This is a genomic window from Enterobacter sp. A8, from assembly GCF_004296595.1.
GTDB classification, from domain to species: domain Bacteria; phylum Pseudomonadota; class Gammaproteobacteria; order Enterobacterales; family Enterobacteriaceae; genus Enterobacter; species Enterobacter cloacae.
Genome location: NZ_SCMF01000006.1, coordinates 151886 through 172472 on the forward strand (window position 1 = coordinate 151886; position 20587 = coordinate 172472).

A 20587-nucleotide genomic window follows, 5' to 3' on the forward strand; every position below is an offset into this window, starting at 1 on the left:
TTAAACGTACAAAACTAAAACACCGTTTTAACACTTACCTCACTACCCTGGAGTTGACTTGATGAAAACGACCCTCAAGCCGTTACTGGCCGCTCTGTGTCTGTCTGCTTTTGCCTGCTCCGTTTCTGCGCAAACCATTAAAGCCGCCGATGTGCATCCTGAAGGCTACCCGAACGTGGTAGCCGTACAGCACATGGGGGAGAAACTCAAACAACAAACCGACGGCAAGCTGGAGATCAAGGTCTTTCCCGGCGGCGTGCTCGGGGATGAAAAGCAGATGATTGAACAGGCGCAGATGGGGGCGATCGACATGATCCGTGTCTCCATGGCTCCGGTGGCGGCGATCCTGCCCGATATCGAAGTCTTTACCCTGCCCTATGTGTTCCGCGATGAAGACCACATGCACAAAGTCATCGACGGCGATATCGGCAAGCAGATTGGCGACAAACTGACCGCCAACCCCAAATCGCGGCTGGTGTTTCTCGGCTGGATGGATTCCGGCACCCGTAACCTGATCACCAAAACGCCGATCGTCAAACCGGAGGATCTGAAAGGCAAAAAAATCCGCGTTCAGGGAAGCCCGGTGGCGCTGGCGACACTGAAAGACATGGGGGCTAACTCGGTGGCGATGGGGGTCAGTGAGGTTTACAGCGGCATGCAGACCGGCGTAATCGACGGCGCTGAGAATAATCCGCCGACCTTCATCGCCCATAACTATATGCCGATCGCCAAAAACTATACCCTCAGCGGCCACTTCATTACCCCGGAAATGCTGCTCTACTCGAAAGTGAAATGGGACAAGCTCAGCGCAGACGAACAGCAGAAAATCCTGACCCTGGCGCGCGAAGCGCAGTTCGAACAGCGCAAGCTGTGGCAGGCCTATAACGCCGAGGCGCTGGCGAAGATGAAAGCCGGTGGCGTGCAGTTCCACGAGATCGACAAATCGGTATTTATCAAAGCCACAGAGCCGGTGCGCGCGCAGTATGGCGAAAAGCATCAGGACCTGATGAAAGCCATTGCTGACGTTCAGTAAACGGAGAGCGTATGTCCGAACTCTACCTGAAGTGGATGGACCGGCTGTATCTGCTCGCCATGGGCGTAGCGGGATGCGCGCTGCTGGTGATGACGGTGGTGATCCCGATTGGCATCTTCTCGCGCTATGTGCTGAATCGCGGTGAATCCTGGCCGGAGCCGATTGCCATCATCTGCATGGTGACCTTTACGTTTATCGGCGCGGCGGTGAGCTACCGTGCCGGGTCACACATCGCGGTGAACATGCTGACCGACCGACTGCCGGACATGCTGAAAACAGCGTGTGCGCGCGTGGTGGATCTGCTGATGCTGCTGATCTCGCTGATTATGTTCTGGTACAGCTACTGGCTGTGTGTCGAGCTCTGGGAGCAGCCGGTCGCCGAGTTTCCGATCCTGACGTCAGGGGAGAGTTATCTGCCGCTGCCGATTGGTTCTGCGGTGCTGATCCTGTTTGTCATTGAACGTCTGCTGTTTGGCTCACAGGAAAACCGTCCTGTGGTGCTGATCGGCAACCACAGTTAAGGGGTGAACAATGGATGCATTCGTTTTGTTATTCACCCTCGCCATTTTGCTGGCGCTGGGTATGCCGGTGGCGTTTGCCGTCGGCTTAAGCGCCGTCGCGGGCGCGTTGTGGATCGAGTTACCGCTCGAAGCGCTGATGATCCAGATCACCAGCGGGGTTAACAAATTTACCCTGCTGGCGATCCCGTTTTTCATCCTGGCGGGGGCGATCATGGCGGAAGGCGGCATTGCCCGACGGCTGGTGAATTTCGCGTATGTCTTTGTCGGTTTTATTCGCGGCGGGCTGTCGCTGGTGAATATTGTGGCCTCCACCTTTTTCGGCGCGATTTCCGGTTCATCGGTGGCGGATACGGCCTCCATCGGCAGCGTGATGATCCCGGAGATGGAGAGAAAGGGGTATCCCCGCGAGTATGCGGCGGCGGTCACCGCCAGCGGGTCGGTGCAGGCGATTTTAATCCCGCCCAGCCACAACTCGGTGATCTACTCGCTGGCCGCAGGCGGTACGGTCTCCATTGCCACGCTGTTTATCGCAGGCGTGCTGCCGGGGCTGCTGCTGGGGCTGTGCCTGATGACGCTGTGTCTGCGCTTTGCCCATAAGCGCGGCTATCCAAAAGGCGAAAAGATCCCCTTTAAACAGGCGCTGAAGATTTTGCTGGACGCTCTCTGGGGGCTGATGACGGTGGTAATTATCCTCGGCGGGATCATGTCCGGGATATTCACCGCCACCGAATCCGCGGCGGTCGCCTGTCTGTGGGCATTCTTTGTCACCATGTTTATCTACCGCGACTACACGTGGAGCGAACTGCCGAAGTTGATGTGCCGGACGGTGAAAACGGTCACTATCGTGATGATCTTGATTGGCTTTGCGGCGGCGTTTGGCGCGGTGATGACCTACATGCAGTTGCCTGTGCGCATCACGGCGTTCTTCACCTCGCTCTCGGATAACAAGTACGTGATCCTGATGTACCTCAACATCATGCTGCTGCTGATTGGCACCCTGATGGATATGGCGCCGATCATTCTGATCCTGACGCCGGTGCTGTTGCCGGTGACCCAGTCGCTTGGGATCGACCCGGTCCATTTCGGGATGATCATGATGGTGAATCTGGGGATCGGGCTTATCACGCCGCCAGTGGGTTCGGTGCTGTTTGTGGCCAGTGCGGTAAGCAAGCAGAAAATCGAACATGTGGTGCGCGCGATGCTACCGTTTTACGGCATGCTGCTGCTGGTGCTGGGAATGATAACGTACATCCCGGCGATTTCGCTGTGGCTGCCGGGATTGTTAGGCATGCAGTAAGGGGTTACCCCTTGCGGATCAAATACCGGTACGGCAGCGCTTCGGTCTGCTGTGCCACCAGTTCATGCTCCATAAAGGTACAAAAACCGGGGATATCGCGGGTGGTTGCCGGATCGTCAGCGATGATCAGCAGCGTTTCGCCGGTTTGCATATTGCGCACGGTTTTGCGCACCATCATTACCGGCTCAGGGCAGCGGAGGCCCTGCGCATCAAGGGTGTGGTCTGGAGTGGAAAACAGATCGGTCATGGTGTTCTCGGTCAGATAAAAACGGCTGTAGTTTACGCCCCGTAGCCAGCAATGCAAACCAGGTTAACGGTTGCGTAAAAACTAACCATTGCATTGTCCTGCCAAAGCAGTATCATGCTGCGGTTTTTATTGGGTTCCCTCACCCCAACGTATAAAAAGGTCACAATATGACGCCGTTTTCTGAATCGCAGCGCGTAAAAGCGTTGTTCTGGCTTTCGCTTTTTCATCTGCTGGTGATCACCTCCAGTAACTATCTGGTGCAGCTGCCGATAGCCATCTTTGGTTTCCATACCACCTGGGGCGCGTTCAGCTTCCCGTTTATTTTTCTCGCCACCGATCTGACCGTGCGTATTTTCGGCGCACCGCTGGCTCGCCGCATTATTTTTGCGGTCATGCTGCCGGCGCTGTTCGTGTCGTACGTCATTTCCTCCCTGTTTTACATGGGAAGCTGGCAGGGCTTTGAGGCGTTAACCCACTTCAACCTGTTTGTTGCCCGAATCGCCACGGCAAGCTTTATGGCTTATGCGCTGGGGCAGATCCTCGACGTGCACGTATTTAACCGCCTGCGTCAGAATCACCGCTGGTGGATGGCCCCCACCGCCTCGACGCTGTTCGGCAACGTCAGCGATACGCTGGCCTTCTTCTTCATTGCCTTCTGGCACAGCCCGGATGCGTTTATGGCCGAACACTGGATGGAAATTGCGCTGGTGGACTACTGCTTCAAGGTGCTTATCAGCATTGTCTTCTTCCTGCCGATGTACGGCGTGCTGCTGAATATGCTGCTGAAAAGACTGGCAGATAAATCTGAAATCACAGCATTGCAGGCTGGTTAAGGGTTCGCTTTATCAGTTGTGATAAGATGGACAAATGAGCCGTTATGGCCGTTTATCGAAAGGAAGAAGTCAATGCGCAATCTGGTTAAATATGTCGGGATTGGCCTGCTGGTTGTCGGCCTTGCAGCCTGTGATAACAGCGACACGAAAACGCCTGCTCAGGGCGCGTCTGCAGAGAGCAACGCAACCGGTCAGCCGGTGAACCTGCTGGACGGTAAACTCAGCTTCTCTCTGCCAGCGGATATGACTGACCAGAGCGGCAAGCTGGGTACCCAGGCGAACAACATGCACGTCTATTCCGATGCAACCGGGCAGAAAGCGGTGATTGTGATTGTGGGCGACGATACCAGCGAAGACCTGGCTGTGCTGTCCAAACGTCTGGAAGATCAGCAGCGCAGCCGCGACCCGCAGCTGCAGGTGGTGACGAACAAGTCCATCGAACTGAAAGGCCACACGCTGCAGCAGCTGGACAGCATTATCTCTGCAAAAGGTCAGACAGCTTACTCTTCCGTGGTGCTGGGTAAGGTTGATAACAAACTGCTGACCCTGCAGATCACCCTGCCAGCGGAAGATCAGCAGAAAGCGCAGACTGCCGCTGAAAACATCATCAACACCATCGTGATTCAGTAACACGTCAGGATGATGACGTGGCCTCCGGTGCCTGCACCGGGGGCCATTTTTTTAGCCGCCACGTGAGCATCAGGGCCATCACCACCAGACCCGCAGCCGCAAGATAGATAACCGGCACACCTGCCCAGGCCATGACCAGCCCTGCCAGCGGCCCGGTAATGCCCAACGACATATCCATAAACACCGTGTAGGTTGCCAGCGCCGCCCCCTGATTCTGCGGCGGCACGGCTTTCACCGCCACCACACCCAGCGCCGGGAAGACCAGCGAAAAACCGGCTCCGGCGAAGAACACGCCAACTTTTGCCATCCACGGCGCGGTCGCTATACCGGTCAGCAGCAGCCCGACAATCTCAACCGCAAAGCAGATCATCGCCACATTCAGCCCACCCAGGCGGTTAATACCGTTCGGGAAGAGCAAACGGGCACCCACAAACGCACAGCTGAACAGGGTTAACGCAAAGGCCGCCCCATCCCAGCCTTTGGCGTCATAAAACAGCGTGATAAAGGTGGCGATCACCCCAAAGCCGGTGGTTGCCAGCGCCAGTGCCATACCATACGGCCAGACGCACCCCAGCACTGCCCGGAACGGCAGCGGTTTACCTTTGCTGGCCTTCACTTTCGGACGCGGCAGGGCAAACAGGATCGCCACCAGCGCGACCACCATAATGGTGCCCGCCAGCCCGTACAGTCCGCCATACGCATAGCACATCACCCCAAGCGGGGCGCCAAGCGCCATTGCCCCGTAGGTGACAATGCCGTTCCAGGAGATGACCCGGCCAATGTGCGGTGCCCCGACCACGCCTACTCCCCACAGCGTCGAGCCGGTTCCTGCCAGGCTTTGCCCAATACCGAGGATCACCCGGCCCAGGCACAGCAGCACCAGGCTGACCAACGGCCAGTGGCTGGTCGTTGCCGCCAGCAGGTAACTCAGGCCACTGAGAAAACAGCCGCATAATCCTGTGATCACAATGCTCTTCGGCCCGAACAGATCCGCGTAGCGACCCGCATGCGGGCGGCTCAACAGCGTGGCGAAGTACTGCAGGCTAATCACCAGCCCCGCCCAGAATGCGCTAAACCCCATCACGTCATGCACATAGCCCGGCAACACCGCCAGCGGCAGGCCAATCGTCAGATAACTGGCAAAGTTAAAAATCACAACGGAGACAATGCGCAGATTAAGGCGTAATCCGCTTAATGCCGGTTCGGCGGCGGGTTCGGGCATGAGGTTTTACCTGGATTTTTGCAACAGTGTTTCACTATTACCACGACGCCAGCAGAAAATCAGCAGCGACTTTCAGATTAACGGTGCCAGACGAAGCGGAACCCGCGCACTACACTTAACGGGCAATCACATTAAGGAACACGAATGACCCCTAACCCGCCCGACAAAGCAGGACTCCACATCCTGTTAAAACTCGCCTCCCTGGTGGTGATCCTCGCCGGTATCCATGCTGCCGCCGATATTATTGTCCAGCTTCTGCTGGCGCTCTTTTTTGCCATTGTGCTTAACCCGCTGGTGACCTGGTTTTTGCGCCGGGGTATCAGCCGCCCGGTGGCCATAACCATTGTGGTTATCGTGATGCTGATTGCCCTCACCGCCCTTTTCGGCGTGCTGGCCGCCTCGCTGAGCGAGTTCTCCACGATGCTGCCGCAATACAACAAAGAGCTGACGCGCAAGATCGTGGCGCTTCAGGAGATGATGCCGTTTCTGAACCTGCATATTTCGCCGGAACGGATGTTGCGCCGGATGGATTCCGAAAAAATCATGACCTACGCCACCACGCTGATGACCGGCCTGTCCGGCGCCATGGCCAGCATTTTGCTGCTGGTCATGACGGTGGTGTTTATGCTGTTCGAAGTGCGCCACGTGCCCTATAAGCTGCGTTTCGCGCTGAATAATCCGCAAATTCACATCGCCGGTTTACACCGCGCGTTAAAGGGCGTCTCCAAATATCTGGCCTTAAAAACCCTGTTGAGCGTCTGGACCGGCGTGATTGTCTGGCTGGGGCTGATGCTGATGGGCGTGCAGTTCGCGCTGATGTGGGGAGTGCTGGCGTTTTTGCTGAACTACGTGCCCAACATTGGCGCGGTACTTTCCGCCGTGCCGCCCATGATTCAGGCGTTTCTGTTTAATGGCTTCTATGAGTGCATGCTGGTGGGGGCGCTGTTCCTCGTGGTGCATATGGTGCTGGGGAATATTCTTGAGCCACGGATGATGGGCCACCGGCTGGGCATGTCGACGCTGGTGGTGTTCTTATCCTTACTGATTTGGGGATGGCTGCTGGGCCCGGTTGGGATGCTGCTGTCGGTACCGCTCACCAGCGTCTGTAAAATCTGGATGGAGACCACCAAAGGCGGCAGCAAACTGGCGATACTGCTGGGGCCGGGCCGACCCAAGAGTCGGCTTCCCGGTTAATCGTCTGGGGTGAGACGGAACATGACGCTACGGGAAATTTTTAGGAGAAACGTTATTCGCAAGCCTGCGACAACACTGTACGATGTACGCTGTAACATCGCGCTTGCGAAGTAAAAATCACAGAAACAGGTTTATCGCGGACGCGCGTAGATGAAATTTACCCTCACCATTATCGACTGGCAGGCCAGAGCGCCAGGACTCAGCGATGCCGGCGCGTGGCAGGCATGGTCGCGCCAGTCTGACGCCATCGATCCCGCCGCGCCGCTTGCAAAACTGACCGACCTGCCGATGATGACCGCCCGCCGCCTCAATTCGGGCAGTAAGCTGGCGGTGGATATTGGTCTTGCGATGCTGCGCAAACATCGTATCGATGCCGTGGTCTACAGCAGCCGCCATGGCGAGCTGGAACGCAACTACCGTATTCTGCAAGCGCTGGCGACGGAGCAACCCGTCTCCCCCACCGATTTTGCAATGTCTGTTCATAACGCCGCGGTCGGCAATCTTACGATCACTGCAGGTCAGCCGATTGTCTCATCCTCGGTCTCCGCCGGGATGGACACCTTCCAGCAAAGTTTGTGCGAAGTGTTGAGTCTGCTTCACGCGGGCTATTCCCGCGTTTTGCTGGTGGATTTTGACGGCGTCCTGCCCGCGTTTTATCACGCCGGGCTCCCGCCGCAGATGCCCGTCTGGCCTTACGCCCTTGCGCTGGTGATTGAAGCCGGCGACGCACTCTGCTGTGAAACCCATCGCGAAAGCACAGGGGAAGAGCCCGCGCTGCCGCAAAGCCTTCAGTTCCTGCGACATTACCTGAGCGACGCGCGGCAATTTGCCCTGGTGGGCGAGCGTTTGCAGTGGCAGTGGACGCGCCAATGAGCCAGATCCTCTCCCGCCTCGATCGGTTATGGCGCATGCTGATGACCGGGTTTTGCTTCGCCCTGTTTGGCCTTGGCGGGCTGCTGCTGTCGCTGGTCTGGTTTAACCTGCTACTGATTTTTCAGCGCGATCGCACGGCACGCCGCCGACTGGCGCGACGCAGCATCTCCGCCAGTTTTCGGCTGTTCCTGGCGGTCGTTCGCGGAACCGGCGTGCTGGATTACCGCTTTAACAATCTGGACGTTCTGCGCGCCGAGCGCGGCTGCCTGGTGATAGCCAACCATCCTTCGCTGCTGGACTATGTGATCCTCGCCTCGGTGATGAACGAAACCGACTGTCTGGTGAAAAGCGCGCTGCTGCGTAACCCCTTTGTCAGCGGCGTGATCCGTGCAGCCGATTACCTGATCAACAGCGAAGCAGAAACGCTGCTTCGTGCCAGCCAGCAGCGTCTGGCGCAGGGCGACACCCTGCTGATTTTCCCGGAAGGCACCCGCACCCGCGTGGGCGAAGCCATTACCCTACAGCGGGGAGCGGCGAATATTGCCGTTCGTTGCAACAGCTCTCTGCGCGTGGTGGTGATCCACTGTAGCGAACGCATGCTGGATAAACAGAGTCGCTGGTACAATGTGCCGCCCAAAAAACCCATTTTTACCGTGGATGTTCGCGAACGCATCAACATTCATGATTTTTACGATGCGAGCCAGCACGAACCTGCGCTGGCGGCAAGGCAGTTAAACCGGCATATGCAGCAGCAATTAACATCCGGTCTTCAATCTTTGTCAGGAATGAAAGATGCAAGCGCTCTATCTTGAAATTAAGAATCTCATTATCTCTACGCTGAATCTGGAAGAACTTACCCCAGAGGATATCGACACCGACGCTCCGCTGTTTGGTGACGGACTGGGTCTGGACTCTATTGATGCCCTGGAGCTGGGGCTGGCTGTGAAAAATCAGTACGGCGTAGTGCTTTCTGCCGAGAGCGACGAGATGCGTCAGCACTTCTATTCCGTTGCCACGCTCGCCGCTTTTATTCATCAACAACGCGCCTGAGAATGACCCGCTATGACAGAACAAGAAACCCTTTATCAGGAAGTCTCTGCGCTTCTTATTAAACTTTTTGAACTCGACCCTGAGCTCATTACGCCGCAGGCCCGGCTTTACGAAGACCTGGATCTCGACAGCATTGATGCCGTAGATATGGTGGTTAACCTGCAGAAGAAGACGGGGCATAAAATTAAGCCTGAAACCTTCAAAGCGGTGCGTACCGTTCAGGACATCGTCGACGTTGTGGAACAACTCCAGCGCGACGCCTGACGTGCCTGCCATTCCGCTCATCCCGATACTGACGGGCCTGATGCTGCTGGCCTGGCCGTTTTTGATTGGCTATGGCCTTGCAAGTCACCATTTGCAATGGATATTGCCCCTGATGGCGCTGGTGTTGCTGCTGCGTGTCTGGCAGACGCGCCAGCAGCGCGGCCCCTTGCGCTACGTTTTCCTGAGCGTGACGCTGGCCGGGGCAGTGCTGTGCGTGGCGAGCCTTTTTCACGCTCACCTGTGGGTGCTGTTTTATCCGGTGGTCGTTAATCTGGTGATGCTGGTGGTCTTTGGGGGCTCACTGTGGACATCCATGCCGATAGTGGAACGGCTGGCGCGGATACGGGAGCCCCAGCTGTCTCCTGCCGGGGTTCGTTACACGCGTAAAGTGACGAAAGTCTGGTGCGGCTTTTTTATCGGCAATGGCGCAGTCGCGCTGTTTACCGTGCTGTACGCCGACCTGCGCCTGTGGACGCTGTGGAACGGGATGCTTTCCTACATCCTGATGGGAACGTTAATGGCGGGTGAATGGCTGGTGCGACAACGGGTAATAAAAAACGATGGATAAACCGCTTCCTCTGAGCCAGTGGCTAAACGCCCCGCGTCCTGATGAGACGCCTGTCGCCTGGCTTGACGATCGTATCTGGACGCTGGGCGATCTGCGCCACGATGTTACGCAGCTGGTCGACGCGCTGCGTCAGGAAGAGGGCGAGCGCTGGGCGCTCTGTTTTGAAAACGGCTATCTTTTTATCGTCGCCCTGCTGGCGGCGCTTCATGCGGGTAAAACCCCCGTGCTCCCCGGGCACAGCCGGGGGGCGCAGCTTAACGAACAGCGGGCCATGTTCAGCGGCGTCCTGAGCGACACCACGCTCGAGTTTTCAGGGCGACTGCGGTTGGTCACCGCCACTGCGCCGACAAACACCCCCTTTTCCCCCTTGCCTGCCATTGACGAGACGCGCGTTATCGAGCTCTTTACCTCTGGCTCCACCGGCACGCCGCAGCGGGTGATTAAGCCGGTGATCGGCCTGGATCGGGAAGCCCGTCTGCTCGCCGATCGGTTTGGCGAACGGCTGACAGGCTGTCACGTCGTGGCCTCCGTGGTGTTGCATCATCTGTATGGCCTGACGTTTCGTGTTGTGTTACCCATGGCGCTTGGCCTGCCGCTGCACGCCTCCCTGCTGCAGTATGCAGAACAGCTGTCAGCGCTGCCGCAGGACAAACGGTACCTCTTTATCAGCAGCCCGGCATTCCTCAAGCGGCTCGACACCTCGCTTGTGCCGCCTCCGGTTGCCCTGCTGATCTCAGCCGGGGGCGAACTGCCCTGGCGCGACATCATCCCTTGTCATGACTGGCTGAACGTCTGGCCTGATGAAATTTACGGCAGCACCGAAACGGGCGTTATGGCCTGGCGTCACCGTCTGGATGAGACAACGCTCTGGCAGCCGTTTCCCGGCGTAACGTTCCACGGCGATCGGGTGACATCGCCACTGATCCGCGAGGCTGAAGGAGTCGTGCTGGATGATATCCTGCATTTCGCGGCTGACGGGCAGTTCAACATCATCGGACGCCGTGGCCGGGTGGTCAAAATTGAAGATAAACGCATTTCGCTCGATGAGATTGAGCAGCGGTTACTGGCGCTGGACGGCATCTGCGACGCCGCCGCGCTGGCGGTCACTCGCCGTGGTCGTCAGGCCATTGGCGTGCTGCTGGTACTCAGTGACGCGGCGCGCTTGCACAGAGACAACGGGGGTAAAAATGCCCAGGAATCCGCGTGGCGTCGCGCCCTTCGCCCCTGCCTTGAACCGGTTGCCGTGCCCCGCTACTGGCGCATTGTCGATGAAATCCCGGTCAACAGTATGAACAAGCGTGTGACTGCACAGCTACAGGAGTTATTTCATGAAGATTCATGAAATCGAACGCCACCAGACTCATCCGGAGCATCTGGAGATAACGCTTTATCTTGATCCTGACCTGCTCTGGTTTAAGGGACATTTTGCTGTCCAGCCCCTGCTCCCTGGCGTTGCACAACTCGACTGGGTGATGCATTACGCTACCACCCTGATGGCACCGGGCTACCGTTTTCACAGCATTCAGAATGTGAAGTTTGCGGCCCCGCTGTTGCCGGACAACACGGTGACGCTGATCCTTGACTGGCACACTGCCCGTCAGATGCTCAGCTTCAGCTACCAGCGCCATGCGGGCAGTGAACGCCATACCGCCAGCAGCGGGAAGATTCGCCTATGTCAGTAACGTTCCGCCCCTGCGTGTTGATCCCCTGCTACAACCACGGTGCGATGATGGCCGCGGTGCTCGCACGTCTGGCACCGTTTGACCTCCCGTGCCTGGTGGTTGACGATGGTAGCGAAGAGAGCACGCGCCACACCCTGGCGCACTTAGCGGAGCAGCATCCGCAGGTTACGCTGCTGCGTCTGGCGAAAAACAGCGGCAAAGGCGCGGCGGTAATGGCGGGGCTGAAAGCCTGCGCAGAGCGTGGCTTCACTCATGCAATCCAGGTGGATGCCGACGGCCAGCACGCCATTGAAGATCTCCCCCGTTTTCTGGCGCTGGCGCAACGTCACCCCGAGGCGCTGATTTCCGGTCAGCCCGTTTACGATGACTCCATACCCCGTTCGCGCCTTTACGGACGCTGGATAACGCACGTCTGGGTCTGGATTGAAACGTTGTCCCTGCAGCTTAAAGACAGCATGTGCGGCTTTCGGGTCTATCCGATCACGCCGGTGATGCAGCTTGCCGCACGTACCCCGCTCGGCAAGCGCATGGACTTTGATACTGAAGTGATGGTCCGCCTCTACTGGCAGGGCACGCCCAGCTATTTTCTGCCCACCCGCGTCACCTACCCGGCAGACGGTGTATCCCACTTCGATGCGCTAAAAGACAACGTGCGCATCTCGCTGATGCATACCCGTCTGTTCCTGGGGATGCTGCCGCGCATCCCTTCCCTGCTGATGCGCCGTCGCCCGCAGCACTGGGCGCAACAGCAGGAGGTCAAAGGGCTATGGGGTATGCGCCTGATGTTACGCGTCTGGCAACTGCTTGGGCGCAAGGCCTTCACCCTCCTGCTGTGGCCGGTCACCGCCGTTTACTGGCTTACCGCCCGTTCGGCGCGTCAGGCGTCGCGGCAATGGCTTAGGCGGGTTAAAGAGGTCATGGCACAGCGACAGATCCCACCGCCCCCCCGGCTGAACAGCTTTTTTCACTTCCTGCGTTTTGGTCATGCCATGCTGAACAAGGTGGCCAGCTGGCGCGGCGAGATGAAGCTGCATCGCGATCTGGTGTTTGCACCGGGTGCCCGCGAGGCGCTGGGGCTGGACGATCCACAGGGTAAACTGCTGCTGGCCTCGCACCTTGGCGACGTGGAAGCCTGCCGGGCGCTGGCGCAGCGTGAAGGGGGGAAAACCATCAACGCCCTGGTCTTTAGCGATAACGCCCAACGCTTTAAGCAGATTATGGAAGAGATGGCTCCGCAGGCGGGCATTCACCTGATGCCCGTCACTGACATCGGCCCGGAGACCGCTATCCTGATCAAAGAAAAGCTGGATCGCGGCGAATGGGTGGCCATCGTGGGCGATCGTATCGCCGTCACGCCGCAGCGCGGCGGCAGCTGGCGCGTGATCTGGAGCGCGTTTATGGGCCAGCCCGCGCCGTTCCCACAGGGGCCGTTTATCCTGGCCTCCATTCTGCGCTGTCCGGTGGTGCTGATTTTTGCCCTCAGCCAGCAGGGGACGCTGACCCTGCACTGCGAACCGTTCGCCGACCCGCTGCTGCTGCCGCGCGGTGAACGTCAGCAAGCGCTGCAACATACCGTCGATCGCTACGCGCAGCGGCTGGAACATTACGCCTTACTGTCACCGCTCGACTGGTTTAATTTTTTCGATTTCTGGCAGTTGCCCGAAATCAGCGAGAAGGAGTAAAGGGTGCTGACCGATCCCCGCTTTACGACGGAAGTTGAAATCACCGTCCCGTTCCACGACGTCGACATGATGGGCGTGGTCTGGCACGGCAACTATTTCCGCTACTTTGAAATAGCCCGCGAAGCGCTGCTCAATCAGTTCGACTACGGCTATCGCCAGATGAAAGCTTCCGGCTATGTCTGGCCGGTGGTCGATACGCGGGTGAAATACCGCGATGCGGTGACGTTTGAACAACGCATCCGGGTCCGGGCGCAGATTGAAGAGTATGAAAACCGCCTGCGCATTGCCTATCAAATCTTCGACGCGCAGACCGGTAAACGCACCACCACCGGTTACACCATCCAGGTGGCGGTCGACGCAGCCACCCGCGAAATGTGCTTCGTCAGCCCGGGGATCTTGTTTGAACGTATGGGAGTCACGCCATGAAATGGTTGCCTTTGCTGGCACTGATGTTTAGCCCGCTGGTCAGCGCCGTGACGCTGGATGAACTGCAGCAGCGGTTTACGCAACAGCCCGTGGTGCGCGCCCACTTCGAGCAGGTTCGTACGATTAAAGATATGCCGCAGCCGCTGCGTTCGCAGGGCGAGATGGTGATCGCCCGTGACAGCGGCCTGCTGTGGGATCAAAAAGCCCCGTTCCCCATGACGCTGCTGCTGGATGACAAACGGATGGTGCAGACCATCAACGGCCAGCCGCCGCAGACCATTACCGCCGACAATAATCCGCAGATGTTCCAGTTCAACCACCTGCTGCGGGCGTTGTTCCAGGCCGACCGCAAGGTGCTGGAAGAGAATTTCCGCATCGATTTTCAAGACCTGGGAGAGGGCCGCTGGTCGCTGGTGCTCACGCCCACCACGACGCCGCTGAACACCATTTTCGCCACCCTCGATTTGGGCGGTGCGACCTTTCTGGAGTCTATTCGTCTTAACGACAAACAGGGCGACCGTACGGATATCACCCTCTCCAGTCACCGACTGACACCCGCCAGCCTGACCGATGACGAACGCCAACGCTTTGCCGCACCGTAAATCGCTGCGCCCGGCGCTGCTTTGGGCCGCGGGATGCCTGATTATGCTGGGCCTGCTGGTGTCGCTGCTGCCCGGCGCGCGCCTGAACAGCAGCGTGCTGGCCATGTTGCCGACACAGACGCTGGGGGCGATCCCTCCGGCGCTCAACGACGGCTTTATGCAGCGGCTCGACCGTCAGCTGGTCTGGCTGGTCAGCCCCGGCAAAAAACCCGATCCGCGCGTGGCGCAGCAGTGGCTGACGCTGCTGCAACGCAGCGGAGCACTGAGCGAGGTCAAAGGGCCCATGGACGCCACCGGGCAACAAGCCTGGGGCGAGTTTTTCTGGCAGCACCGCAACGGGATGATTGACCCTGCCACCCGCGCCCGCCTGCAAAACGGCGGTGAAGCGCAGGCGCAGTGGGTTTTATCTCAGCTTTACTCGGCCTTTTCCGGCGTGAGCGGCAAGGAGCTGCAAAACGATCCGCTGATGCTGATGCGCGGCGCGCAGCTCGCGCTGGCGCAAAACGGCCAGAAGCTGCGGCTGATGGACGGCTGGCTGGTGACGCAGGATGACGCAGGAAACTACTGGTATCTGCTGCACGGCGAGCTGGCCGGTTCCTCTTTTGATATGCAGCAAACCCACCGGCTGGTGACCACCCTGAACGCGCTGCAGGCGACGCTGAAAACGCATTATCCACAGGCGCAACTGCTGTCTCGCGGCACGGTGTTTTACAGCGATTACGCCAGCCAGCAGGCCAAACGGGATATCTCCACGCTGGGTGTCGCCACACTTCTGGGCGTACTCCTGCTGATTGTGGCGACATTCCGCTCCCTGCGTCCGCTGCTGCTGTGCGCGATCTCCATTGGCATCGGCGCGCTGGCGGGCACGGTCGCCACCCTGCTGTTCTTTGGCGAGCTGCATCTGATGACGCTGGTGATGAGCATGAGCATCATCGGTATTTCGGCCGATTACACCCTCTACTACCTGACCGAACGGCTGGTGCACGGTGGCGAAAACTCGCCGTGGCAAAGTCTGGACAAAGTGCGTAATGCCCTGCTGCTGGCGCTTCTGACGACCGTCGTGGCGTACCTGATTATGATGCTGGCCCCCTTCCCCGGGATCCGCCAGATGGCGCTGTTTGCCGCCGTGGGGCTGAGCGCCTCGTGCCTGACGGTGATATTCTGGCACCCCTGGCTGTGCCGTGGATTGCCGGTACGCCCGGTTCCGGCCAGCAGAGCGATGTCGCGCTGGCTGACCGTCTGGCGACGTAATAAAACACTCGCGGTTGGCCTGCCCGTCACGCTGGCGCTCCTTTCCGCCGCAGGTATTGCCACCCTGAAGGTGGACGACGATATCGCCCAGCTGCAGGCGCTGCCGAAAACGATTCTGGCGCAGGAGAAGACCATTACCGCCCTGACCGGCCAGCGCGTCGATCAGAAATGGTTTGTGGTTTACGGCACGTCAGCCCAGCAGACGCTGGAGCGGCTGGAGGCCTTTACCCCTGCGCTGGCGCAGGCGCAAAAAGCGGGTGAGCTGGCAAGCTGGCGAACCCTGCCGCTGAACTCCATGAAGCGTCAAAAAAGCGATCTGGCGCTGCTGCACCACGCTGCGCCTGCGGTAATGAACGTGCTGCACAGCGCCGGACTGAACACCGTCTCACCGGATCTGACGCCAATGCCTGTCAGCGTGGACGCCTGGCTTGCCAGCCCGGCCAGCGAAGGCTGGCGTCTGCTCTGGCTGACCCTGCCGGGCGGCGAAAGCGGCGTGCTCGTCCCGGTGGACGGCGTCAAAAACAGTACGGCGCTAAGTGAACGGGCGGCACAGCATGAAGGGGTCGTCTGGATCGATCGTAAGGCCAGTTTTGACAGCCTGTTTGCCCTCTACCGCACCCTGCTGACGGGGCTACTGTGCGTAGCGCTGGCGGCGATTGCCTGCGGCGCCATAATCCGACTTGGCTGGCGTCAGGGGCTTATCAGCCTGGTGCCGTCGGTACTGTCGCTCAGCTGCGGGCTGGCGGCGCTGGCCGTCGCCGGGCATTCCGTCAATCTGTTTTCACTGCTGGCGCTGGTGCTGGTACTCGGCATTGGCATCAACTACACGCTGTTTTTCAGCAACCCGCGCGGCACGCCGCTGACGTCGATGCTGGCTATCACCCTGGCGATGATGACCACGCTGCTGACGCTGGGCATGCTGGTGTTCAGCGCGACGCAGGCCATCAGCAGCTTTGGAATTGTGCTGGTAAGCGGTATTTTCACCGCCTTCCTGCTGGCCCCGCTGGCGATGCCGGCCAGGAACGAGAGAAAACCATGATGAACGCTTTTTACCGCGCCGCCGCGCTGGCTGCGACGCTGCTGCTGGCAGGCTGCAGCCATTCGACCGATACTGAAGAAACTCGCCCGCTGGCCTGGCTTCAGCCGGGCACGCAGGTGACGCTGCCACCGCCGGGCATTACGCCAGCCATCCGTTCTCAGCAGCTGCTGACCGGCCGGTTTAACGGTCAGACCCAGTCGCTGCTGGTTCTGCTGAACGCTGACGGGCAAAAAGTGACGCTTGCCGGGCTCTCGTCGGTGGGGATCCGCCTGTTTCTCGCGACCTATGACAACACCGGGATCCATACCGAGCAGTCGGTCGTTATGCCCCAGCTACCGCCCGCCAGCCAGGTGCTGGCGGATGTGATGCTCAGCCACTGGCCGCTCAGCGCCTGGCAGCCGCAGTTGCCGAAGGGATGGACGCTAAAGGATACTGGCACCCGACGCGAACTGCGTAACCCTGACGGCAAGCTGGTCACCGAGATTGTCTACCTGCAACGCAACGGTAAGCGCGAGCCGATCAGCATTGCGCAGCACGTCTTTAAATACCACATCACCATTCAATATCTGGGTGACTGAGATGATTTACATTTCTGCTGTTGGCATGGTCAACGCGCTGGGCAACTCGGCCGATGAGATCGCGGCCAACCTGAACGCCGGGATTGCGCCGGGTATGCGTCATCGCGCCGGATGGCTGCAAGGATTACCTGATGCCATGCTGGGCGGCGTTGAGGGTGAACTGCCGCCGATACCGGATAGCCTGGCAGCACACCGCAGCCGTAATAATCAGCTGTTGCTGGCGGCGCTGGCACAGATTCAGCCTGCCGTTGAGGCAGCCATCGCCCGCGTGGGCCGCGACCGCGTGGCGGTGGTGCTGGGCACCAGCACCTCAGGGCTGGATGAAGGCGATGAGTACGTGCGCCTCTCCCTGAACGGCGAACGCAGCCCACAATGGCAGTACCCGCAGCAGGAGCTGGGCGATCCCTCCCGCTTCCTCGCCAGCTGGCTGCAGCTGGATGGCCCGGCGTATACCATTTCGACTGCCTGCTCCTCCAGCGCCCGGGCGATCATCAGCGGACAGCGTCTGATTGAGGCCGGACTGGTTGACGTCGCCCTTGTAGGCGGGGCAGACAGCTTAAGCCGTATGCCGGTCAATGGTTTTAACAGCCTTGAATCGCTCTCGCCCACGCAGTGCGAACCGTTTGGCCGAGACCGCCGGGGGATCACCATCGGTGAAGCGGCGGCCCTCATGGTGCTGACCCGCGAACCGGATCAGGTTGCGCTGCTGGGGGCGGGTGAATCGAGCGATGCGTACCATATCTCTGCCCCACATCCCGAGGGAGAAGGCGCCATTCGCGCCATTACCCAGGCGCTGAAGGAGGCAGGCATGACGGCAGATGACGTGGGCTATATTAATTTGCACGGCACCGCCACTCCCCTCAACGATCGGATTGAGGCGCACGTGATTAACGCCCTCTTTGGCGACCGGGTACCGTGCAGCTCCACCAAACACCTCACTGGCCATACGCTTGGCGCGGCCGGGATCACTGAAGCCGCATTAAGCTGGCTGATCCTGACCCGTGACCTGCCGCTGCCGCCGCAGGATTTTTCCCGCTACGCGCCGGACGATACGCTGCCGCCCTGCGGCCTGCTGCATCAGCATGCGCCGCTGACAAAACCGGTGATTTTATCGAACTCATTCGCCTTTGGCGGTAACAACGCCAGCCTTCTGCTGGGGAGAGTGTCATGAGTTATTTATCCCCCGCCGACTACCTGCCTCACGACGCACCGATGATGCTGCTGGAGCGCGTTGAGCGTGTCACCGACAGCAGCGCGGTGTGCAGCGTCACGGTCGACGGGCACGGTGTGCTTGCGCCGTTCCTGAACGTTGACGGCGATCTGCCGGGCTGGTTTGCGCTGGAACTGATGGCCCAGACCGTGGGCGTCTGGTCTGAATGGCACCGTCTGCAAAAAGGCCTGCCCCACAGCCCGCTGGGCATGGTGCTGGGCGCGCGCGAGCTGGTGTGCAGCACGGGCCGCTTTGCTGCAGGCACTACGTTAACCATTACCATTGAGCGCCTGATGCAGGACGAACGCTTTGGCAGCTTTGAATGCACAATCCAGACGGATAACGTCCCCCTTGCCACGGGCCGTGTGAATACGTTCCAGCCCAGCGAGGACGAATTAACCTCACTTTTCTCTCAGGGAGCTTCATCATGACACGTTCCGTACTGGTCACGGGCGCCAGCAAAGGCATTGGCCGCGCCATCGCCTGTCAGCTTGCCGCTGACGGTTTCACCGTAGGCGTGCATTACCATCGCGATGCTGATGGGGCGCATGAGACGCTGGAGGCCATTGTTCAGGCTGGCGGAACGGGTCGTTTACTGACCTTTGACGTGGGCAACCGCGAGCAGTGCCGCGAGGTTCTGGAACAGGAAATCAGCACCTTTGGCGCATGGTATGGCGTGGTCAGCAATGCCGGGATAACCCGCGATGGCGCGTTTCCGGCGCTCAGCGACGAGGACTGGGATAGCGTCATCCACACCAACCTCGACAGTTTTTATAACGTTATTCATCCCTGCATCATGCCGATGATCACAACCCGCAACGGCGGGCGGATTATCACCCTGTCGTCCGTGTCAGGCGTGATGGGCAACCGCGGACAGGTGAACTACAGTGCCGCCAAGGCCGGTATTATCGGCGCCACCAAAGCGCTGGCCATTGAACTGGCAAAACGCAAAATTACCGTCAACTGCATCGCGCCCGGGCTGATTGATACCGGCATGATCGAGATGGAAGGGGCCGCGCTGAAAGAGGCCATGTCCATGATCCCGATGCAGCGCATGGGTCAGGCGGACGAGGTGGCCGGTCTGGCAAGTTATCTGATGTCGGACCGGGCAGGCTATGTGACACGCCAGGTGATCTCGATCAACGGGGGGATGTTATGACGCGTCGGGTGGTGATTACGGGAATGGGAGGCGTGACCGCCTTTGGCGAGGACTGGCCGACCATTTCACAGCGGCTGCTCGGCTACGAAAACGCCGTGCGCACCATGACGGAGTGGCAAGAGTATGCCGGTCTGCAAACGCTGCTGGCCGCCCCCATCGAGGATTTCACCCTTCCGGCACACTATACCCGCAAGCGCATTCGCGCCATGGGCCGCGTGTCGCTGCTCTCCACCCGCGCCACCGAACTGGCGCTTGAGCAGGCGGGCCTGATCGATGACCCGGTACTGACGCAGGGGCAAACCGGCATCGCCTATGGGTCGTCCACGGGCAGCACGGGCCCGGTAAGCGACTTTGCCTCCATGCTGATGGAAAAACACACCAACAACATCACCGGCACCACCTATGTGCAGATGATGCCGCACACCACCGCGGTCAATACCGGCCTGTTCTTTGGTCTACGGGGGCGCGTCATTCCCACGTCGAGTGCCTGTACTTCCGGCAGCCAGGCGATTGGTTACGCCTGGGAAGCCATTCGCCATGGTTATCAGACCGTTATGGTCGCCGGGGGCGCCGAGGAGCTTTGTCCTTCAGAGGCGGCGGTATTTGATACGCTGTTCGCCACCAGCCAGCGCAACGACGCGCCGAAAACCACGCCGTCGCCCTTCGATACCGCGCGCGATGGTCTGGTCATCGGCGAAGGGGCAGGCACGCTGATTCTGGAAGAGCTGGAACATGCCAAAGCGCGCGGGGCGACCATCTACGGCGAAATCGTGGGCTTTGCCACCAACTGCGATGCGGCGCATATCACCCAGCCGCAGCGTGAAACCATGCAGATTTGCATGGAGCAATCGCTGGCAATGGCCGGTTTAGGCGCCACGGACATCGGGTATATTTCCGCCCACGGCACCGCCACCGATCGGGGTGATATCGCCGAAAGCCAGGCCACTGCGGCCATCTTTGGCGACAGGGTCCCCATCTCGTCGCTGAAGAGCTATTTTGGCCATACGTTAGGTGCCTGCGGTGCGCTGGAAGCGTGGATGAGCGTGCAGATGATGCGTGAAGGCTGGTTTGCCCCGACGCTCAATTTAAGACAACCGGATGAGCAATGTGGTGCTTTAGATTATATTATGGGGGAAGCCCGTCAGATTGACTGCGAGTATCTGCAAAGCAATAACTTCGCGTTTGGCGGCATCAATACCTCAATCATTATCAAACGCTGGGCGTAA

The 20587-nt window shown here is 59.3% G+C and carries 24 protein-coding genes; 22 read left to right on the forward strand and 2 right to left on the reverse strand.

Annotated elements, in window-relative coordinates:
• Positions 1-61 precede the first annotated feature (61 nt).
• Genes EQV24_RS20330 through EQV24_RS20340 form a run of 3 tightly spaced genes read left to right on the forward strand, consistent with a single transcriptional unit; the run spans position 62 to position 2851 of the window.
• The gene (locus EQV24_RS20330; RefSeq protein WP_013099147.1) at positions 62-1033 is read left to right on the forward strand and encodes a TRAP transporter substrate-binding protein; all 972 of its coding nucleotides are present in this window, start codon (positions 62-64) and stop codon (positions 1031-1033) included.
• An 11-nt stretch (positions 1034-1044) separates the two neighbouring features.
• Positions 1045-1554, forward strand: a complete 510-nt coding sequence (locus tag EQV24_RS20335) for a TRAP transporter small permease (RefSeq protein WP_013099148.1) — start codon at positions 1045-1047, stop codon at positions 1552-1554.
• Between the two features lie 10 nt (positions 1555-1564).
• Positions 1565-2851: a TRAP transporter large permease gene (locus tag EQV24_RS20340; protein WP_058661193.1), complete on the forward strand. Its 1287-nt coding sequence runs from the start codon at positions 1565-1567 to the stop codon at positions 2849-2851.
• A gap of 4 nt (positions 2852-2855) precedes the next feature.
• Here the strand turns inward: EQV24_RS20340 and tusA are convergent, their stop codons facing one another.
• Positions 2856-3098, reverse strand: coding sequence for a sulfurtransferase TusA (gene tusA / locus EQV24_RS20345; protein ID WP_014833603.1), 243 nt, complete (start codon positions 3096-3098; stop codon positions 2856-2858).
• Positions 3099-3265: 167 nt separating this feature from the next.
• Here tusA and EQV24_RS20350 point away from each other — a divergent pair, with 167 nt between their 5' ends.
• Positions 3266-3931, forward strand: a complete 666-nt coding sequence (locus EQV24_RS20350; protein WP_013099151.1) for a 7-cyano-7-deazaguanine/7-aminomethyl-7-deazaguanine transporter — start codon at positions 3266-3268, stop codon at positions 3929-3931.
• Positions 3932-4003: 72 nt separating this feature from the next.
• The gene (locus EQV24_RS20355; RefSeq protein ID WP_013099152.1) at positions 4004-4561 is read left to right on the forward strand and encodes a DcrB family lipoprotein; all 558 of its coding nucleotides are present in this window, start codon (positions 4004-4006) and stop codon (positions 4559-4561) included.
• A 4-nt stretch (positions 4562-4565) separates the two neighbouring features.
• Here the strand turns inward: EQV24_RS20355 and EQV24_RS20360 are convergent, their stop codons facing one another.
• Complete coding sequence (locus EQV24_RS20360) at positions 4566-5783, reverse strand: MFS transporter (protein WP_058684134.1); 1218 nt, start codon at positions 5781-5783, stop codon at positions 4566-4568.
• A gap of 144 nt (positions 5784-5927) precedes the next feature.
• Between EQV24_RS20360 and EQV24_RS20365 the strand changes: the two genes are divergently transcribed.
• From EQV24_RS20365 to EQV24_RS20445, 17 genes are all read left to right on the forward strand, one after another.
• The gene (locus tag EQV24_RS20365) at positions 5928-6977 is read left to right on the forward strand and encodes an AI-2E family transporter (protein WP_013099154.1); all 1050 of its coding nucleotides are present in this window, start codon (positions 5928-5930) and stop codon (positions 6975-6977) included.
• 150 nt (positions 6978-7127) lie between these two features.
• Complete coding sequence (locus tag EQV24_RS20370; protein ID WP_130626974.1) at positions 7128-7850, forward strand: beta-ketoacyl synthase chain length factor; 723 nt, start codon at positions 7128-7130, stop codon at positions 7848-7850.
• Positions 7847-8662 carry a lysophospholipid acyltransferase family protein gene (locus tag EQV24_RS20375; protein ID WP_013099156.1) on the forward strand — a complete coding sequence of 272 codons (816 nt, stop codon included), beginning with the start codon at positions 7847-7849 and terminating at the stop codon, positions 8660-8662. Before EQV24_RS20370 ends, EQV24_RS20375 begins: the two co-directional genes overlap by 4 nt.
• Positions 8643-8900 (forward strand): phosphopantetheine-binding protein, encoded by a 258-nt coding sequence (locus EQV24_RS20380; RefSeq protein ID WP_010436544.1) that lies wholly within the window; start codon positions 8643-8645, stop codon positions 8898-8900. Before EQV24_RS20375 ends, EQV24_RS20380 begins: the two co-directional genes overlap by 20 nt.
• 12 nt (positions 8901-8912) lie before the next feature.
• Positions 8913-9164, forward strand: a complete 252-nt coding sequence (locus EQV24_RS20385; RefSeq protein WP_020687737.1) for an acyl carrier protein — start codon at positions 8913-8915, stop codon at positions 9162-9164.
• A complete protein-coding gene (locus tag EQV24_RS20390) occupies positions 9136-9732 on the forward strand; it encodes a hypothetical protein (RefSeq protein ID WP_023621479.1) in 597 nt (198 codons plus the stop codon). Before EQV24_RS20385 ends, EQV24_RS20390 begins: the two co-directional genes overlap by 29 nt.
• Positions 9725-11074: an AMP-binding protein gene (locus tag EQV24_RS20395; protein ID WP_130626975.1), complete on the forward strand. Its 1350-nt coding sequence runs from the start codon at positions 9725-9727 to the stop codon at positions 11072-11074. Before EQV24_RS20390 ends, EQV24_RS20395 begins: the two co-directional genes overlap by 8 nt.
• Positions 11061-11414 (forward strand): hydroxymyristoyl-ACP dehydratase, encoded by a 354-nt coding sequence (locus tag EQV24_RS20400; protein WP_130626976.1) that lies wholly within the window; start codon positions 11061-11063, stop codon positions 11412-11414. Before EQV24_RS20395 ends, EQV24_RS20400 begins: the two co-directional genes overlap by 14 nt.
• Positions 11405-13096 carry a glycosyltransferase family 2 protein gene (locus tag EQV24_RS20405; RefSeq protein ID WP_045900970.1) on the forward strand — a complete coding sequence of 564 codons (1692 nt, stop codon included), beginning with the start codon at positions 11405-11407 and terminating at the stop codon, positions 13094-13096. Before EQV24_RS20400 ends, EQV24_RS20405 begins: the two co-directional genes overlap by 10 nt.
• A gap of 3 nt (positions 13097-13099) precedes the next feature.
• The gene (locus tag EQV24_RS20410) at positions 13100-13522 is read left to right on the forward strand and encodes a thioesterase family protein (protein WP_020687732.1); all 423 of its coding nucleotides are present in this window, start codon (positions 13100-13102) and stop codon (positions 13520-13522) included.
• Entirely contained in the window at positions 13519-14124 is a 606-nt protein-coding gene (locus EQV24_RS20415) for an outer membrane lipoprotein carrier protein LolA (protein WP_020687731.1), read from the forward strand. The genes EQV24_RS20410 and EQV24_RS20415 overlap by 4 nt, the downstream gene beginning before the upstream one ends.
• The gene (locus EQV24_RS20420) at positions 14093-16414 is read left to right on the forward strand and encodes an MMPL family transporter (protein ID WP_130626977.1); all 2322 of its coding nucleotides are present in this window, start codon (positions 14093-14095) and stop codon (positions 16412-16414) included. Before EQV24_RS20415 ends, EQV24_RS20420 begins: the two co-directional genes overlap by 32 nt.
• On the forward strand, positions 16411-16992 hold the full coding sequence (locus tag EQV24_RS20425) for a DUF3261 domain-containing protein (RefSeq protein ID WP_023620064.1): 582 nt from the start codon (positions 16411-16413) through the stop codon (positions 16990-16992). Before EQV24_RS20420 ends, EQV24_RS20425 begins: the two co-directional genes overlap by 4 nt.
• Before the next feature lies 1 nt (position 16993).
• Complete coding sequence (locus EQV24_RS20430) at positions 16994-18163, forward strand: beta-ketoacyl-[acyl-carrier-protein] synthase family protein (RefSeq protein WP_045900976.1); 1170 nt, start codon at positions 16994-16996, stop codon at positions 18161-18163.
• On the forward strand, positions 18160-18633 hold the full coding sequence (locus EQV24_RS20435; protein ID WP_013099167.1) for a 3-hydroxy-fatty acyl-ACP dehydratase: 474 nt from the start codon (positions 18160-18162) through the stop codon (positions 18631-18633). Before EQV24_RS20430 ends, EQV24_RS20435 begins: the two co-directional genes overlap by 4 nt.
• Entirely contained in the window at positions 18630-19361 is a 732-nt protein-coding gene (locus EQV24_RS20440; protein ID WP_130626978.1) for a 3-ketoacyl-ACP reductase FabG2, read from the forward strand. The genes EQV24_RS20435 and EQV24_RS20440 overlap by 4 nt, the downstream gene beginning before the upstream one ends.
• Positions 19358-20587: a beta-ketoacyl-ACP synthase gene (locus EQV24_RS20445; RefSeq protein ID WP_130626979.1), complete on the forward strand. Its 1230-nt coding sequence runs from the start codon at positions 19358-19360 to the stop codon at positions 20585-20587. Before EQV24_RS20440 ends, EQV24_RS20445 begins: the two co-directional genes overlap by 4 nt.